This is a genomic window from Bacillus taeanensis (genome assembly GCF_003318295.1).
GTDB classification, from domain to species: Bacteria; Bacillota; Bacilli; order Bacillales; family UBA6769; genus Maribacillus; species Maribacillus taeanensis.
Window position 1 is genome coordinate 37,891 of record NZ_QOCW01000016.1, and the last position, 16,297, is coordinate 54,187.

The window sequence follows — 16,297 nt, forward strand, 5'->3', positions numbered from 1 at the left end:
TAAAACCTACCGATTTGTCCACAGCTTTTTCTGCGCATGAGGTGCTGTATGTTTCATTTGATTATATCGGTAAAACAGAAAGATTAACACTGATGCAGCAAACGTCATGCCAGCCATAAGCTGATACAGTGTTTGTGAGCCTAAATGATCTAACGTCCAACCGCCGCCGGTCCCACCAATTGCTCCCCCGACTCCGAAGCATATCGACGTTAAAAGCGCCTGACCTGTGCTTCTTAAATGATCTGGAACAGTACGAACAGCCATCTGCATCGCAATCAGCCAAAAAAGACCAAAGGTAATGCCTTGAGAAACTTGCAGGAACGTCACAATGGACGGAGAGCTAATAAAGCCATATAAAAGCCAGCGTATGGTGTATAAGGCAGCAACAATTGATAATAAAAATAATTCATCAAACGCTTTTATTTTTTTCGCAAGATAATAAAATACTGGAACTTCACTTAACGCAGCTAAGGACCAGGCAAGACCAATCCAAAATGTTGTCGCACCAAGACTTTCTAAATGCAGCACAATCATCATGTCATTAATCCGATGTGGAATTAACACAAGTAAACATAATAATAAAAAAGACATAAATAAACGATTCTTTAAAATCTCACCTATAGACTTCAAATTTACTGGTGCAGATGAAGTATCTTGATCTCTTAAAAACGATAATACGATTAGAGTGAGGAGAATCGTAACTAAAAACGGAAAAAATAATCGTTCAATTCCAATCGATTGCAAGATCGGACTAGAAACGAATGCAATGAAGAAAAAACCAAGTGATCCCCATAAACGAATTTTTCCATATTCATGTTTATTAGCCCCAAGACTCTTTAAACTCATACTATCAATAAGCGGAGTACAAGGTGATAAAGCAAAATGAAACAACAAAAAAGAAAGAAAGACAACCAAAAAAGAGTCATGAAAAAAGACCCCAAAACTGGAAGCGATTACACCAAAATATAAAAAAATTAATATTCTTTTAACTGTTTTATATTTATCACTTATAAATCCTATAATAGGCTGTGCTGCAATACTAATAAGCGGTGCGACCCCCATCACCGTCCCTATTTCTACAGAGCTAAACCCTTTTATATGTAGAAACAGCGGCAAAAAAGGAAGAATTGTCGCCTTACCGCCAATATGAAAAAAACTAAGAGCTTTTAAGAAAGAAATTTGTTTTATACGCTCTTCCACATATCTCCCCCCATGTTTTATTTCGAATGTTTTACATTTTACCATTAATTAACTAAAATAACACTTATTATGCTTGTCCGCTAAAATGAGATAAAAAACTTATTTATTCTTCAATTAATTCATATCGACTAATATACTAACCTTTTTAAAAGAAATCGACACTATCTGGCAAAGCATTAACACAGCAAGCATCCTCTATAAAAATAAAGAAGGTAGCGGTCACCGCATCAGGGAAGCAAACATACAAAGAAGCCAAAGATCTTTGGCTTCTTTCGTTAGAAAAACATCGATTTATTTACTTTTTTCAATCCTTTTATGGGTTTTGTTTTCCCTTCTCTTCCAATGGTAATGTGATTTTAAAGACTGTTCCGTCATTATTAGAAGAAACAAGCTCAATACTGCCCTCATGACTTTCAACAATTTGCTTAATAATTGTTAAACCTAGCCCTGTCCCAGCTTCTTTACTACTTACAAAAGGTTCAAATATGTTAGCTTGTATCTCCTCAGGTACCCCTTTTCCGTTATCTTCTATAAAAATGTGCACTTTATCTTGCTCGAGCTGTGAAGAAATATGAATTTCCCCTTTTTCATTTATCGCCTGAATACTGTTTATAATGAGATTAAGAAACACTTGCTTCATTTGATTTACGTCCATATATACTGTCACTTGATCTAAGTTAACTTGAATCGATGTATTAGACGAGTAATTCATATGAAGAAGCGGCATAATTTCTGCTATTACTTCATCTAAAGAAGCCTCTTTCATGTTTAAACTAGGTTTCGCTAACACCAGCATATCGTGAACAATTTTATTAATACGCTCTATTTCTTTTAATATAAGAGATGTATGATGTTTATGACGCTCTTTTTCTGAGAGTTCTGCATTCATAAGATGGATAAATCCTTGAATAACAGCTAATGGATTTTTTATCTCATGTGCGGCTCCTGATGCTAATTCCCCAACCAGAGCTAATTTTTCTGTACGATGAACTCTTTTTTCTAATTGATCAATTTCAGATACATTAATAAAATGAAAAATTCTACCTATTATCTTTCTATTGTCATCAACTAGAGGAGATTGGGAAACTAAAAACTTATACGTGTTTTCTGATATCTTAAATGATATTTTCCGTGTTTTGAAAAACTCTTCAGAACAAAGCAGATTCCAAAACTCCGTGTTTACTGAACAAGACACTTTTTCTGTGCAAATCCTTTTTATTTCTATTGCATCTAATTGTGTTAACTCTTTTGCCTTCCCATTTAATTCAATTTCATTCGTTTGATTATGAATCGTTATAATACCTATTGGAAGAGAAGCTAAAATTTGTTCTCGAAATAACTTTTCATTTAAAAGCTTTTCAAATGATTGATGTAAGCTTAAAGACATCTGATTAATAGAGCCTGTCAGCTTTTTAAATTCATATTGTCCATCTGAAACAGCCGTTAACCCATATTCTCCTTTAGAAATACGCTCTACTTTTCCGACTAGAAGGTCGATATTTTTATAAATACGTTTAAAAAAATTAGAAGTTAAAAGATATAAGACAAGCAATGAAATAAATCCTGCTAAACTAATAAGAATGGATTGACGAATGAGCGGTTGACTCATTTCTCCATAATCAAAAGCCATATAAATTACTTGGTTCTCTTCAACAGGAAGAAACACTTTATATAATTTTTTTCCGTTAACCTGCTGGATATAGGAGACCTTCTTAGGATTGTTAACCATACTTTTTAATGCTTTTAGGTCTCGTTCACTTTGATAGTCAAATGTTCCATGTACAATTTTTTTTGCCGGAGGATATAGCTGCTGCTCCAATAAAGGGTTAACAAAAACTTTCGGATTTAAAATGGCTACTTCATCTAAATAAGAATTTTTAGTTTTCATCTGAGCAATCGAAGAACTAGGTCCTACTTCATTAAGAAATTGATACACTTCATCTGCTTCAATATATGGATTGATAATATAAGAAGCTTGAGGCGAATGATAATAAGCATACTTAAAAAAGACTGGTTCGTTTTGATGGGATCCAGACTGGGCAATAGGAAGAACAATCATGTTTTTCTCAAGGAAGGTCGCTCCCTCTATCACAGCTTTTTCACCCTTTAACAGCATATTAATAGTTTCATAAAATCCAAATTCCTTTGAACTAAATCCAACCTCCACAGGATCTGTTGATCTCATACCTACAATGTCATCTTCTTTTCTTGCAAACAAAGTAATTCCAGCTAAACCTAACTCTTTCTGTACAGCTAACAAATCTTGATTTGTAATGTCATCTATACTTTTTCCTTTTAATATTTCTGCTGTATATTTTGCATAAGAAATTAGTTTTAAATCAATTTGATGCTCCAAGGATTCAGCCGCCAAATTAGTATTTTCAATTTCACGCTTTATGTTTTGAGCAATAATATGTGACTGCTTATCCACTTCATCATTAATTTGTCCATTAATAAAATATAATTGAATTGCTTCAGATAACAAAACGATAACAAGTAATGCTAAAAGAACCCGTATTAAAAACAAGTTTCGTAACGTCATATTTTTATTAATCATAAAAATCTTCCTTAACACTCTCTCACAACACTCTCATTTAATAAATTATTTTCACCTTATTCCCTACTATTGTACTAGGATTATATCATACAACAGATCAGTAAAATAACAAATAAAAAATAACCATTGACAAATTAATATAAAATATTTTATGATTGATTTATTAAATTGAATAGTTCTCCTAAAGGGGAGTAGCTTTTACAGCATAGTCGTCATTTCAGAGTGTTTACACTCTCGGCTGTGTTGGCAGCATTTATGTTGTTAGCAAGACCTTTACCTATTTATTGGTAAAGGTCTTTATTTGTCTTTAAAACCTTTACCAATAAATAGGTAAAGGTTTTTTCTTTTTTCTAAATCAGTAAAAACTATTAAACAGAAAGGAATTAAACGAGAGTAAAAGTGAAAAAAAGTTTCTTTAAATCCTTTAATGGGAAGAAACAAATAAGCAATTATAACAAATAAAGGACAAGTAAAAAATGTTTTAAAGACACTATTGTAAACCATAAATAATGGAAGGTGATATGCATTGATATTAAGAAAAGCAATGTCTTTATTAGGAATAGGTTCAGCAAAAATCGATTTAATTTTAGAAAAAGAAAGGTTTCATCCAGGCGAAGATGTTCACGGGTATTTCTTATTAAAAGGCGGAACAATTGAACAGCAGCTTAAACGAATTGATTGTGATTTAGTGATGGTTGATAAAAAAACTGGAATAGAAGAAATCTTAGATTCAGCAACTATTTTAACGTCAAAACTTATCGAAGCAGATGAAGAAAATAAATTACCTTTTACATTTAAAATTCCAGACACGATTCAAGGGTCAAACCCAAATGTCTCTTACCGCTTCAACACAAAGCTCACTTTTAATCAAGGTGTTGAAAGTTTAGACGAAGATGTGATTCATATTACTTCTTAAAAATCGGTAAGGAGAAATGATTTCAATGAAACTAGCAAAGTATTTCAAAAGATTAAAATTCATTTTTAAAGTTAAGAAGTTTATTCCTTTCTTAAAAGAGTTCTTTCTCTCAGGAGAAGTGTTGTTCCAGAAAAAAGTGATAAGCGTCTTCATGATACTCGCTTATGTTTTCTTTCCATTTGATTTGATCCCTGATTTTCTATCGTTCTTTGGAATCATTGATGATGTGGTGATTGCGACCTTTCTATTAGAAAGAATGATCAAAATGGCACCGCAGTCTCTGAAAGAAAAATACGCTTTATTTGATTAATAAATTTAAAAAGAGGTGGGTAAATTATGGAACTATCGGTTTTATTTGAATACAGCTGGGTTTTGCTTCTATTAGTTGCGCTTGAAGGCCTTTTGGCAGCTGATAATGCACTTGTGTTAGCCATTATGGTGAAACACCTTCCAGAAGAAGAACGAAGAAAAGCATTGTTTTACGGACTTGCCGGTGCCTTTGTATTCCGGTTCACTTCACTGTTTGCCATTTCTTTCCTTGTCGATGTATGGCAGGTGCAGGCAATCGGAGCTCTCTATTTGTTATTTATCGCTATTAATCATATTGTTAGAAAAAAACTTTTAAATAAAGGCAAAGAGGAAATAATAACCAAAAAGAAAAAAGCAGGATTCTGGGGAACAGTTTTTAAAGTAGAATTAGCAGACATTGCGTTTGCAGTGGACTCGATTTTAGCAGCTGTCGCATTAGCCGTAACGCTTCCAAATACAAACCTCCCTCAAATTGGTGGACTTGACGGCGGAAAATTTCTCGTTATTTTTGCGGGCGGCTTAATCGGATTAATTATTATGCGGTTTGCGGCTAACTTCTTTGTGAAATTGCTTCACTCAAAGCCAGGATTAGAAATTGCGGCGTTTCTTATTGTTGGATGGGTCGGAGTGAAATTATCTGTTTATACATTATCACATCCAGCACTAGCCGTATTACCAGAAGGGTTTGCAAAATCACCTGCATGGAAAATCACCTTCTATGCTGTGCTTATTTTAATCGCCTTAGGCGGCTGGTTTCTATCAAAAGAAAACAAGGAAACATCTACTTCAGAAAAATCTAATAAAACAGGTTAATCTAAAAGATACTTTCTTGAAAAACACAGCTTAAGCATCATCACTTTTAATAGGTGGTGATGCTTTTCTTTATTTACACAAAATATTTAATAGGATGGTGTTTTAGCAGAAAATAAACAAGCAAGACCCTTAGCTCAGCCTTTTTTATCTCTTAAACAGTAAAATTCATTGACTCATTTCAACTCTTTTCTTCATAGACTACTAGCAAAGATAAATAAGGTAGAGAGGAGAACTGTAAATGAATTACTATCGACAAATGGCTTATATGTCCTCATACACTACCGAACAAGCAGCGCAAAACTTTTTAAAACATGCAGCTTTAGCAGAACATTATAAACGGTTAAAAACCGCGAACGCTAATGATCACTCAGCATATTACCGTTATGCCGAATTGCAGTATTATCACAAGTCCAGGGCAATCCACTTTAAAGGTTATTTTTCAGCTGCTTCTTTTATGTAAAAAAACTATTATAAATCATTAACTAGGAGCTGTCTCAAAAGCATAGAGTCAAACCCTATTGAGACAGCCCCTAGTTTTTGGATTTCTTCCTTTTAAGCTTTTAAAAGTCCAACTTTGTCGTTATCAGCTTGATACACCAGCTTTTTGCCATCATAAAGCCATGCATCATCTGGTTTAATGAAAAAGGTTACCTCGTTATATTTCAATTGATAATCAGTTGGCTCGCACTCGTCTTTTCGAACACCGAAGAAAAACCCTTCTCCTCCGCGAACGAAAAATCGTACAGCTTCTCCTTTTTGAACACCTAATTCTTCCTTATAAAAATTTGCTGCAGCTTTAGTCATTTCAAAATACATGGTCCTTACTCCCTTCATTTTAAAATAAATTTTTATCAGTTTTTATTGTAAAAAAATGCACTTGTGATTTATTTCACAAGAAACTGTAAATAAAGCTGGGTGTTAACTATTCCTCATCGTATAAGCTTTTTAGTAAGTAAGCGATAAGCCTTTTCAACTTCTTCGTTTGACGGCGGTGACAGCTCAGTTAATTGATTGTTCAACCCTAACGCTTCCCACTTATATTCACCCATTTTATGATATGGAAGAACTTCAACTTTTTGCACGTGATGTAGTGATGATAAAAAGTTACCAAGCTCGGTTAAATCTTTCTCATCATTTGTATAACCTAGAATCAGCACGTGGCGAACCCACATTGGGATTTCTTGTTCATCTAACAATTTCGCGAATTTTAATGTATTCCGGTTAGACAACCCTGTAATTTCTTTATGCTTTCTGTTATCAATATGCTTTATATCGAGCAAAACAAGGTCTGTTACGTTTAAGATTTCCTTTAAATTTGCCGGATGAACCGAGCCTGCTGTATCAAGTGTCGTATGAATTCCAAGCTCCTTACATTTCGTAAACAAATCAAGAACAAAATCAGGTTGGAGAAGCGGCTCACCGCCGCTTAACGTAATACCTCCATTAGAGAACTTCATATAAGGTAAATAGTCTTTCATTTCCTCTATTAACTCGTTCGAATCAACCACCTTTCCGCCTTTTGTATTCCACGTATCAGGATTGTGACAATAAATACAGCGCAGCGGGCACCCTTGTAAAAAGACGACAAACCGTAAACCAGGCCCATCAACCGTGCCGCATGATTCGACTGAATGAATTCTCCCTTTCATATTGATCATAAACTTTCATGGAATGTTCGATTAATCACATCGATTTGCTGTTCCCGCGTTAATTTAATGAAGTTAACTGCATAGCCAGATACACGAATCGTTAACTGTGGATACTTTTCAGGGTGCTCCATCGCATCTAATAATGTTTCGCGAACAAGCACATTGATATTCAAATGATGTCCCTTCTGTGCCATATATCCGTCTAATATAAAAGCAAGGTTATTAACTTGTGTTTGCGGCTCTTTTCCAAGTGCTTTTGGTACAATCGAGAATGTGCAGGAAATACCATCTTGGCATTCTTCATAAGGAATTTTTGCAACAGAGTTCAGCGATGCAAGCGCTCCTTTTTGATCACGTCCGTGAAGCGGATTTGCGCCCGGAGCGAATGGTTCCCCGGCTTTTCTTCCATCAGGAGTATTCCCTGTTTTCTTACCGTACACAACATTTGATGTAATCGTTAAAACAGATTGTGTTGGAATGGCGTTTCGATAAGTTGGCTGTTTGCGCAGTTTATTCATAAATGTTTTCACAAGATCTTGCGCAATTTGATCGACTCTTGGATCATTGTTGCCGTATTTCGGATAATCACCTTCAATTTCAAAATCAGTTGCGATACCATTTTCATCTCTTAACACTTTTACTTTTGCATATTTAATCGCACTAAGTGAATCAGCAACAACGGATAAGCCGGCAATACCGCAGGCCATTGTTCGAACAATATCTTTATCATGAAGCGCCATTTCCAAGCGTTCGTATGAATATTTGTCATGCATGTAATGAATCACATTTAATGTATTCATATATAACTTTGCTAACCAATCAAGCATTTCATCATAAGCTTGTACGACTTCCTCGTAGTTCAATACATCAGAAGTAATCGGTCGATATTTTGGCCCAACTTGGATTTTTAACTTTTCATCGACACCGCCGTTGATCGCATAAAGCAGTGCTTTTGCTAGGTTTGCACGGGCGCCGAAAAACTGCATTTGCTTTCCGATTCTCATTGCCGATACGCAGCAGGCAATGCCATAATCATCGCCATACTCTTCTCTCATAAGATCATCATTTTCATATTGAACGGAGCTTGTTTTAATCGACATTTTTGCACAATAAGCTTTAAAGTTTTCAGGAAGCTTCGTTGACCATAATACGGTTAAGTTTGGTTCGGGAGCTGGTCCTAAGTTATCTAACGTATGCAAAAAGCGGTAGGATGTTTTTGTTACTAACGTTCTTCCATCTAAGGACATACCGCCGATTGATTCAGTTACCCATGTTGGGTCACCGCTAAACAGCTCATTGTATTCTGGTGTACGCAAGAATTTCACTAAACGAAGCTTCATGACAAAATGATCAACAAGTTCCTGAATTTCTTCTTCTGACATCAGTTCTTTTTCGAGATCACGTTCAAAATAAATATCAAGAAAGGTTGAAACACGACCTAAACTCATTGCTGCACCATTTTGTTCTTTAATTGCTGCAAGGTAGGCAAAATATAACCATTGAACGGCTTCTTTAGAATTTCGTGCCGGATATGAAATATCATAACCATATGATGCGGCCATTTTTTTCAGTTCCTTTAGTGCACGAACTTGTTCTGATAATTCTTCACGGGCGCGAATGACTTCTTCTGACATAACATCTTGTTCTAGTAAAGCTAGTTCTTTTTTCTTTTCCTCTATTAAGCGGTCACCCCCGTAAAGTGCAACCCGGCGGTAATCACCAATAATTCGTCCTCTTCCATACGCATCCGGCAGTCCCGTAACAATACCAGCTTTTCGTGCTTTTTTCATTTCTGGTGTATAGGCATCAAAAACTCCCTGGTTATGTGTTTTGCGATAATCCGTAAAGATTTTTTCGATTTCGGGATCGAGTGAAAAGCCGTAAGCCTCACAAGAATCCTTCATCATACGAATACCGCCAAACGGTTGAATGGAACGCTTTAACGGTGCATCTGTTTGTAAACCAACCACTTCTTCAAGCTGTTTATCAATATAACCTGCATTATGTGATGTAATCGTCGAAACGGTTTTTGTATCGACATCAAGTAAACCGCCGTTTTCTCGCTCTTTAAGCATTAACTCCATTACTCGATTCCAAAGTTTTGTCGTTTTTTCAGTAGGAGCCATAAGAAAATCTTCATTTTCCATGTAAGGTTCCCAGTTTTTCACAATAAAGTCTCTTACATTTATTGACTCTGTCCAGTCTCCTGATTTAAACCCTTTCCAAGCGGCTTCCTGCACATAACCAGCATTCAAATGTCTTTCTTCTACTGACATTGTAATTTCCTCCTTTTTTATTTGTGTGAAGACTGTCTCAAAATAGGGATTGATCCCTATTTTGAGACAAATCCAATCTTCTAAACCGTTACTGTTACACACCTTTATAAGCGTTTTTATAAATTGCTGCCAATTCTTTTACGAGCGGCAGCCTAGGATTTGCTGTTGTACATTGATCTTCAAATGCACGCTCAGCTAAACGTTCTACTTTCTCTTCAAACTCTTTTTTATCAATTCCGCATGCTTCAATGCTTAATGGAATATTTAATTCTCTTGCTAGTTTAATAATCGCTTGGACAAGACTTTCAACACCTTCTGAAGTAGTATTAGCCCGAAGTCCTAGCATTCTAGCAATTTCAGCATAACGTTGGTCTGCAATAAAATATTCATATTTTGGAAATGATGTAAATTTTGTTGGCTTTTCCGCGTTATAACGTATGACATGCGGCAATAAAATCGTATTAGCTCGACCATGCGCAATATGAAATTCTGCACCTAATTTATGTGCCAAGCTGTGATTAATACCGAGGAATGCATTTGCAAAGGCCATCCCTGCAATTGTTGAAGCATTGTGCATTTTTTCACGAGCAAGTTCATCATTTCCATTGTGATAAGCTCTCGGTAAATATTCAAACACAAGCTGAATGGCTTTCATTGCCAATCCATCTGTATAATCATTTGCCATGTTTGACACATAGGCTTCAATCGCATGTGTTAATACGTCCATTCCTGTGTCTGCGGTAATATGCTTTGGAACAGTTTGCACATATTGCGGGTCGATAATCGCGACATCTGGTGTTAATTCGTAATCAGCAAGCGGGTATTTCATGTTCGTTTCCTTATCTGTAATAACGGAAAAAGATGTTACTTCTGAACCTGTTCCTGATGTTGTTGGAATTGCAACAAATTGCGCTTTTGTACCAAGAGTTGGATATTTAAAAACACGCTTGCGAATATCTAAAAATTTCTGTTTTAGTCCATTGAAGTCTACGTCAGGATTTTCATAGAAAAGCCACATTCCTTTAGCGGCATCCATTGCAGATCCTCCGCCTAGCGCGATAATCACATCTGGTTCAAATTGTTTCATTAACTCGGTTCCATTCATCACCGTATCGATTGATGGATCTGGTTCAACGTCTGAAAAAATTTCGCAATGCACATAATCTGGACGTTTTCGTAAATAGTAAAGCACTTTATCGACATAGCCGATCTTCACCATACTTGGATCTGTTACAATAAAGGCTCTTTTAATGTTTGGCATTTTTTCAAGATATTTTGTTGCGTTTTTTTCAAAATAAATTTTGGGCGGTACTTTAAACCACTGCATATTGACACTTCTTTTCGCCATTTTTTTCACATTGATTAAATGAATAGATGTGACATTAGCAGCAACCGAATTTCGACCAAAGGTTCCGCATCCAAGTGTTAAAGATGGCATATAAGCATTATAAATATCACCGATTGCCCCTTGAGAAGAAGGGGAATTCACAATAATGCGGCTCGCCTTCATTCGTTTGCCGAATTCATAAATAACGTGATCATCATTAGAATGAATCACTGCTGAGTGTCCAAGTCCGCCAAATTCGAGCATGTCTTCAGCAAGCTTTAATCCTTCTTCTGTGTTATTAGCTTTATAGCAGGCAAGTACCGGACTTAACTTTTCTCGAGACAGCGGATATTTAGAACCGACTCCCTTCAGTTCAGCAATTAAAATTTTTGTATCTTCTGGAACTGTGACCCCTGCCATTTCGGCAATTTGATAGGCAGGTTGTCCAACAATTTGTCCGTTTACAGCACAACTATTTTCATTAATTACAAGCTTTTCAACTTTGCTTTTTTCTTCTTCATTTAAGAAGTAGCATTTATTGCTGACTAGTTCATTTTTTACATCATTGTAAATTTCTTTATCAATAATAACTGCTTGCTCTGACGCACAAATCATTCCATTGTCAAATGTTTTGGACATTACTAGATCATTGACTGAGCGCTTAATGTCTGCTGTTTTTTCAATGTAACAAGGAACATTACCTGGTCCAACACCTAATGCCGGCTTTCCGGTGCTGTATGCTGATTTCACCATGCCGCTTCCACCTGTCGCGAGAACAATTGCGACACCATCATGGTTCATCAGCTGCTGTGTTGCCTCTACAGAAGGCTTTTCAATCCATTGGATGCAATCTTTTGGCGCCCCTGCTTTTACTGCGGCTTCTAGTAATGTTCTTGCCGCTTCAGCACTAGACTTTTGTGCAGAAGGATGAAAAGCAAAGATGATCGGATTGCGTGTTTTAATAGCAATTAACGCTTTAAACATTGTTGTTGATGTAGGATTTGTGACAGGTGTGACACCAGCAATAACACCGACCGGTTCAGCAATTTCGACAATGCCTTCATGCTCATTTTCATTAATCACACCAACTGTTTTATCATATTTAATGTTGTGATAAATGTACTCGGTCGCAAATAAGTTCTTCATAATTTTATCTTCATAAACGCCTCTTTTTGTTTCTTCCACTGCAAGTTTCGCTAAGACCATGTGTTTATCCAACCCTGCTAACGCCATTTCCTTCACAATCTTATCAACCGCTTCTTGATCAAACGACATAAACTCCTGATGCGCTTTTTTAGCGGATTGAACAAGTGAATCAATCATTTTGACGACATGCTCTTTGGTGTCCATTACCTTTTTGTCTACTGCCATTTTTATCCCCCCTACACTTTTGTGAATAACTTCACAATATTATGTAAAAAAATATGTTTTGTGAATTTATTCACAAGTTTTGATAAAATTGTTTTGAAAAGACTATTCTGATCTGTAATAACCTTTTCTATAAGGCAATTATATGAGTAGTCAGTTACGGATGCTGTGATATTTATCACACCTTCTCATATTTTTTTAAAAATTAATAGATTGTTTATTTAATGATTCATAATGATATTTTTATATGCTGTTTCCAACTCATTTAAAGAAGCTTCATAAAGGTGTCGTCCATCATTCATTTTATAAATCCCATATGCGATAAGATTATTAATGATTAACTCCTTTCCTAATTTCAAAGATTGATCCATTGTCTTCTCTCTCCTTTCACTGTTTCTTTTTTAATATGAAATTTAATTTAAAAGAATATAGAGGTTTGCATCAGGTTCAAACCTTCTGATGAAGAGGGGTTGAACCTATGCTTTTGAAACAGCCTCTCGTTAGCCTTTTACAACAAGCACATCACACTTTGCATAGCGAGTAATATGTTCAGATACACTTCCGATAAAAAGACGGTCGAGACCGTGAATGCCGGTTGCACCGCAAACAATTAAATCAATTTCATGTTTCGGGGCAATTTCTTTGGCGATTTTTCGTTTCGGTGAACCGTATTCAATAATTGTTTCAACCTTGACAATATCTTCCTCTTGAGCTTCTTTCCGGTATTCTTCCATTATCTTGTTTGCACGATCCTCAGCGCGTTCTGTTGCAATATTGTAGAGTTCAAATGCGGAATAATCGGTTGTATCAATAACATGCACAATCGTAAGAGAAGCTTCATGCTGTTTTGCAATTTTTAATGCTTTTTGAAATGCTTTTTTAGCAGAATCCGATCCATCAACAGCAGCTAAAATATGATTATAATCGTTTGCCATACTTTCCACTCCTTTTAATAATTCCTTGATTTATCTTGATTGTATTCTCTTTCATTTATAAAAACTGTTAGAAATATCACACTTTTATTATCTTTTTTTCACTAAAATGTGTTCTATGTCACAGTATCGTCATTTATAAAAACCTACAATAAATATAGAAACTAACCATTAAGAAAGTACATCGAATCTATCAATACAATGTTTAGAAGGAACAATCTACTAGTTAGAAGGGCGGTAAAAAAAATGAACAAATCTATTTTAGTTGGAATTGATGGATCAGAATATTCACTTCATGCCTTACAAGAAGTGATCTCTCTAGCAAAAAAATTAGATGCAGTCCTTACTCTTGTTAATGTGCAGCCAAGTTTTAATACAATTCATACGAGATTATTTTTTAGTCACGAGACGATTAAAGACTATCAGCACCAGCTATCTCAAGAAGCGTTAAATCCAGCAGTTGAATTACTTCAAGAAGAAGAAATGGAATATGAGACAGTCGTTCGCATAGGAGAGCCAAAACATGAAATTTGTGAATTAGCTGATAAGATGAAAGCGGACTATATTGTGCTCGGTTCACGAGGAATGGGACCTGTCAAAGGGCAAATTTTAGGGAGTGTATCGTATGGTGTTCTCCATGATTCAATATCTCCTGTTATCATTGTTCCTTTGAACAACAAGAATAACCAAACAAATAAAACAATCAAACGATTTTCAGAATATGTGTAAAAAGAATATAAAAAAGGATCAAACCATTGGATGAATACTCCTCCCACTTAGCTACGCTTGAAGTGGGGGTTTCTAACGTATCGAACATTTCTGAACGCTTAACGTTAGTGGAGTTGACACATTGGCGGTCTAAATACGCCCAACTCCTCTATCCCATTGGTCTTGCCTTTGGGACTTCTTTTAATAAGCCTACTGCACCATTTTCACACGTTGTGCTAGTCATGTATCACGCATCTTCGGCTTCTCTAGGCTTGAACATTTTACGCAGCAGAGCGTCTTTTCCTGCTGCAACCTTATATGTTCAGTTTTCAATGAGCATGTACAAGGATGTACAACTATTATGATATCATTTATTACGTACTTGCGTTCGTAATAAATGATGGAAATTCACCCCCTCCCTACTTATTGGGCGATCGCCCTTCACATTCCTTGAGGAAGGGGTACTCTTTCCAAAAACGATAGAAGGCATACTCTGCCCTGTTTGATCCTTGCTTCCCTTTTTCAACACACCGTCTACTCTGGGCGATCATTATCATGCTAAATTTGTAAAAAAACAGCTGCATTAAATCCGGCAAACTTCCACCGGACAAACAGGACATGCCGGACAGTTACAAACGCTCCGTAAAGTCTCTAAACATAAAATCACAATTTTGCCGCCTTCAACCGTAATCGTTCCCTCTTCTTTCCATGCGTTTAATAATCGGTTTACGCTTTCCCGTGTTGTGCCAATAAAATCAGCAAGCTCAGCATTTGTTAACTTAATATTTAACTTAATTCCATCCTTAGACTTGCCTCCGTATGTGTTGCTTAAACGAATTAAGGTAGAAGCAAGTGCTCCAGCTTTGCCATAAAGCAGTAAATCCCGAAACTTTGATTCGTTCTTTCGGTAATTTACGCCAAGCCATTTCATAAACTCCACCGCAAACTGACCAGAATGAGCCAGAATTTCTTCCAGATCTTTCACCTTAATCACACCAATTTCTGCGTTTTCGCTAACTTCAGCGCTGCAGCTGTAAATCGTCTCGCCATGACCACCGTATTCTCCCACCAAATCACCTTTGTTTAAAATAGATAACATCAAACTTTTTCCATCTTCTGTCGATTTTCTTAGTTTTATTCTACCAGAGCAAACATAATACAATTTCTCTGCCGTGTCCCCTTCCCAAAATAGAAAAGTACCTGCTTTCACTTTTATAGTTTCCATCACACTTTGTAATTTATTTAAATGATCATTAGATAAAAATTCTCCAATACCATTACTACACGTCTTTATTTGTTTTTCATTATTTTTATTATTGTTGAGAAAGTTTACTGTCATCCGAACCTTCCTCCTTTAAATTTTATAGTCTTATCATACGCTTTACGACCGTTAAATAAAATCGGGGAATATCCTGAACTTTTAATTGAATTCCCTTAATTATGTGTGAGGTATATCACAGCAAACTTTCTGAAATACCTAAAATAATAAGAAAGTAAATACACAAGATATAGAGAGAAACATCGTAAGAATAAGCCATCGAAACATAGTTATACGGATTTTAATTCATAGAAAGCACACATCACTCAACATTAACACGATTTCTATAAAGGTGAGGATATGTAGAAATTTCCCCTATAAAATAATCAGGGAATATCCCGAATGTACAAGAGCCTAAAAAAAATTTAAAATAAAAGAAAAGTAGGACGGATAATGGGGATGATAGCTAAATGGAGACAACAAAAGCAAAAATTGAATCAGAACTGAACTCCCTGCGGATAAAAACGGCAAGTGATTTTACTGCCTTGGCTTGGCTTTATAAAGATAACCGCGAGATCCGCTGGAGATATGTTTCAGGGAATGGGAACGATCGCTATAAACAGATGGTAGGGAAAATAGGAAAAGGATTAGCCGGGATGACCGTTCTCCTTGGGTCTCCTATCATATTGGATAGCACAACTTCCGATCTCTCCCGTAAGCGGCTTGATTATCCTATTATGATTGCTGAAAACTTACTGTCTGCTGTTTCTGTCCCTCTTAAAAATAATGGCGAAATAGTCGGTGTCCTCCTTGCTGGAAGTAGAACAATGCGAACATTTACGCAAAATGAGATTCAGTTTTTCATAGAAACTGCTGAGAGAATGAGCTTGTCTATACAAAAACATTAACAATATAATGAAACAATTAATAAATCCATTGATAGGATTTATTTTTTTTAATACTATTAATGTGTGAGATAACTCA

General features: G+C 35.9%; 15 protein-coding genes. 6 read left to right on the forward strand and 9 right to left on the reverse strand.

Features of this window, described 5'->3' with window-relative positions:
- Positions 1–6: 6 nt before the first annotated feature.
- Positions 7–1,200 carry an MFS transporter gene (locus DS031_RS14710; RefSeq protein ID WP_245947445.1) on the reverse strand — a complete coding sequence of 398 codons (1,194 nt, stop codon included), beginning with the start codon at positions 1,198–1,200 and terminating at the stop codon, positions 7–9.
- A 313-nt stretch (positions 1,201–1,513) separates the two neighbouring features.
- On the reverse strand, positions 1,514–3,757 hold the full coding sequence (locus DS031_RS14715; RefSeq protein WP_113806835.1) for an ATP-binding protein: 2,244 nt from the start codon (positions 3,755–3,757) through the stop codon (positions 1,514–1,516).
- 526 nt (positions 3,758–4,283) lie between these two features.
- Here DS031_RS14715 and DS031_RS14720 point away from each other — a divergent pair.
- From DS031_RS14720 to DS031_RS14735, 4 genes are all read left to right on the forward strand, one after another.
- Positions 4,284–4,673, forward strand: a complete 390-nt coding sequence (locus tag DS031_RS14720; protein ID WP_113806836.1) for a sporulation protein — start codon at positions 4,284–4,286, stop codon at positions 4,671–4,673.
- A 25-nt stretch (positions 4,674–4,698) separates the two neighbouring features.
- Positions 4,699–4,983, forward strand: a complete 285-nt coding sequence (locus tag DS031_RS14725; protein ID WP_113806837.1) for a YkvA family protein — start codon at positions 4,699–4,701, stop codon at positions 4,981–4,983.
- Between the two features lie 26 nt (positions 4,984–5,009).
- Positions 5,010–5,795 carry a TerC family protein gene (locus DS031_RS14730; protein ID WP_113806838.1) on the forward strand — a complete coding sequence of 262 codons (786 nt, stop codon included), beginning with the start codon at positions 5,010–5,012 and terminating at the stop codon, positions 5,793–5,795.
- A gap of 238 nt (positions 5,796–6,033) precedes the next feature.
- Complete coding sequence (locus tag DS031_RS14735; protein WP_113806839.1) at positions 6,034–6,255, forward strand: hypothetical protein; 222 nt, start codon at positions 6,034–6,036, stop codon at positions 6,253–6,255.
- 92 nt (positions 6,256–6,347) lie between these two features.
- Here DS031_RS14735 and DS031_RS14740 read toward each other — a convergent pair whose 3' ends face one another.
- From DS031_RS14740 to DS031_RS14765, 6 genes are all read right to left on the reverse strand, one after another.
- On the reverse strand, positions 6,348–6,611 hold the full coding sequence (locus DS031_RS14740) for a hypothetical protein (protein ID WP_113806840.1): 264 nt from the start codon (positions 6,609–6,611) through the stop codon (positions 6,348–6,350).
- 113 nt (positions 6,612–6,724) lie between these two features.
- Positions 6,725–7,444: a pyruvate formate-lyase-activating protein gene (gene pflA / locus DS031_RS14745; RefSeq protein WP_113806841.1), complete on the reverse strand. Its 720-nt coding sequence runs from the start codon at positions 7,442–7,444 to the stop codon at positions 6,725–6,727.
- 5 nt (positions 7,445–7,449) lie between these two features.
- Positions 7,450–9,720 (reverse strand): formate C-acetyltransferase, encoded by a 2,271-nt coding sequence (gene pflB, locus DS031_RS14750; RefSeq protein WP_113806842.1) that lies wholly within the window; start codon positions 9,718–9,720, stop codon positions 7,450–7,452.
- Between the two features lie 94 nt (positions 9,721–9,814).
- Positions 9,815–12,418 (reverse strand): bifunctional acetaldehyde-CoA/alcohol dehydrogenase, encoded by a 2,604-nt coding sequence (gene adhE, locus DS031_RS14755; RefSeq protein ID WP_113806843.1) that lies wholly within the window; start codon positions 12,416–12,418, stop codon positions 9,815–9,817.
- Between the two features lie 218 nt (positions 12,419–12,636).
- Positions 12,637–12,786, reverse strand: a complete 150-nt coding sequence (locus tag DS031_RS14760; RefSeq protein ID WP_113806844.1) for a Fur-regulated basic protein FbpA — start codon at positions 12,784–12,786, stop codon at positions 12,637–12,639.
- A gap of 129 nt (positions 12,787–12,915) precedes the next feature.
- On the reverse strand, positions 12,916–13,350 hold the full coding sequence (locus tag DS031_RS14765; protein WP_113806845.1) for a universal stress protein: 435 nt from the start codon (positions 13,348–13,350) through the stop codon (positions 12,916–12,918).
- A 243-nt stretch (positions 13,351–13,593) separates the two neighbouring features.
- Here DS031_RS14765 and DS031_RS14770 point away from each other — a divergent pair, with 243 nt between their 5' ends.
- A complete protein-coding gene (locus DS031_RS14770) occupies positions 13,594–14,076 on the forward strand; it encodes a universal stress protein (RefSeq protein ID WP_181833179.1) in 483 nt (160 codons plus the stop codon).
- Between the two features lie 562 nt (positions 14,077–14,638).
- Here DS031_RS14770 and DS031_RS14775 read toward each other — a convergent pair.
- On the reverse strand, positions 14,639–15,394 hold the full coding sequence (locus tag DS031_RS14775; protein ID WP_113806847.1) for a Crp/Fnr family transcriptional regulator: 756 nt from the start codon (positions 15,392–15,394) through the stop codon (positions 14,639–14,641).
- 389 nt (positions 15,395–15,783) lie between these two features.
- Between DS031_RS14775 and DS031_RS14780 the strand changes: the two genes are divergently transcribed.
- Positions 15,784–16,221 carry a GAF domain-containing protein gene (locus tag DS031_RS14780; RefSeq protein WP_113806848.1) on the forward strand — a complete coding sequence of 146 codons (438 nt, stop codon included), beginning with the start codon at positions 15,784–15,786 and terminating at the stop codon, positions 16,219–16,221.
- Positions 16,222–16,297 lie beyond the last annotated feature (76 nt).

Bases quoted from the DNA above. Each gene is read 5' to 3' on its own strand.
- DS031_RS14715 (WP_113806835.1), bottom strand. From the start codon at position 3,757: ATGATTAATAAAAATATGACGTTACGAAACTTGTTTTTAATACGGGTT.
- DS031_RS14775 (WP_113806847.1), bottom strand. From the start codon at position 15,394: ATGACAGTAAACTTTCTCAACAATAATAAAAATAATGAAAAACAAATA.
- DS031_RS14770 (WP_181833179.1), top strand. From the start codon at position 13,594: ATGAACAAATCTATTTTAGTTGGAATTGATGGATCAGAATATTCACTT.
- DS031_RS14725 (WP_113806837.1), top strand. From the start codon at position 4,699: ATGAAACTAGCAAAGTATTTCAAAAGATTAAAATTCATTTTTAAAGTT.
- DS031_RS14735 (WP_113806839.1), top strand. From the start codon at position 6,034: ATGAATTACTATCGACAAATGGCTTATATGTCCTCATACACTACCGAA.
- DS031_RS14765 (WP_113806845.1), bottom strand. From the start codon at position 13,350: ATGGCAAACGATTATAATCATATTTTAGCTGCTGTTGATGGATCGGAT.
- DS031_RS14730 (WP_113806838.1), top strand. From the start codon at position 5,010: ATGGAACTATCGGTTTTATTTGAATACAGCTGGGTTTTGCTTCTATTA.
- pflB (WP_113806842.1), bottom strand. From the start codon at position 9,720: ATGTCAGTAGAAGAAAGACATTTGAATGCTGGTTATGTGCAGGAAGCC.
- DS031_RS14760 (WP_113806844.1), bottom strand. From the start codon at position 12,786: ATGGATCAATCTTTGAAATTAGGAAAGGAGTTAATCATTAATAATCTT.
- pflA (WP_113806841.1), bottom strand. From the start codon at position 7,444: ATGAAAGGGAGAATTCATTCAGTCGAATCATGCGGCACGGTTGATGGG.
- DS031_RS14740 (WP_113806840.1), bottom strand. From the start codon at position 6,611: ATGTATTTTGAAATGACTAAAGCTGCAGCAAATTTTTATAAGGAAGAA.
- adhE (WP_113806843.1), bottom strand. From the start codon at position 12,418: ATGGCAGTAGACAAAAAGGTAATGGACACCAAAGAGCATGTCGTCAAA.
- DS031_RS14780 (WP_113806848.1), top strand. From the start codon at position 15,784: ATGGAGACAACAAAAGCAAAAATTGAATCAGAACTGAACTCCCTGCGG.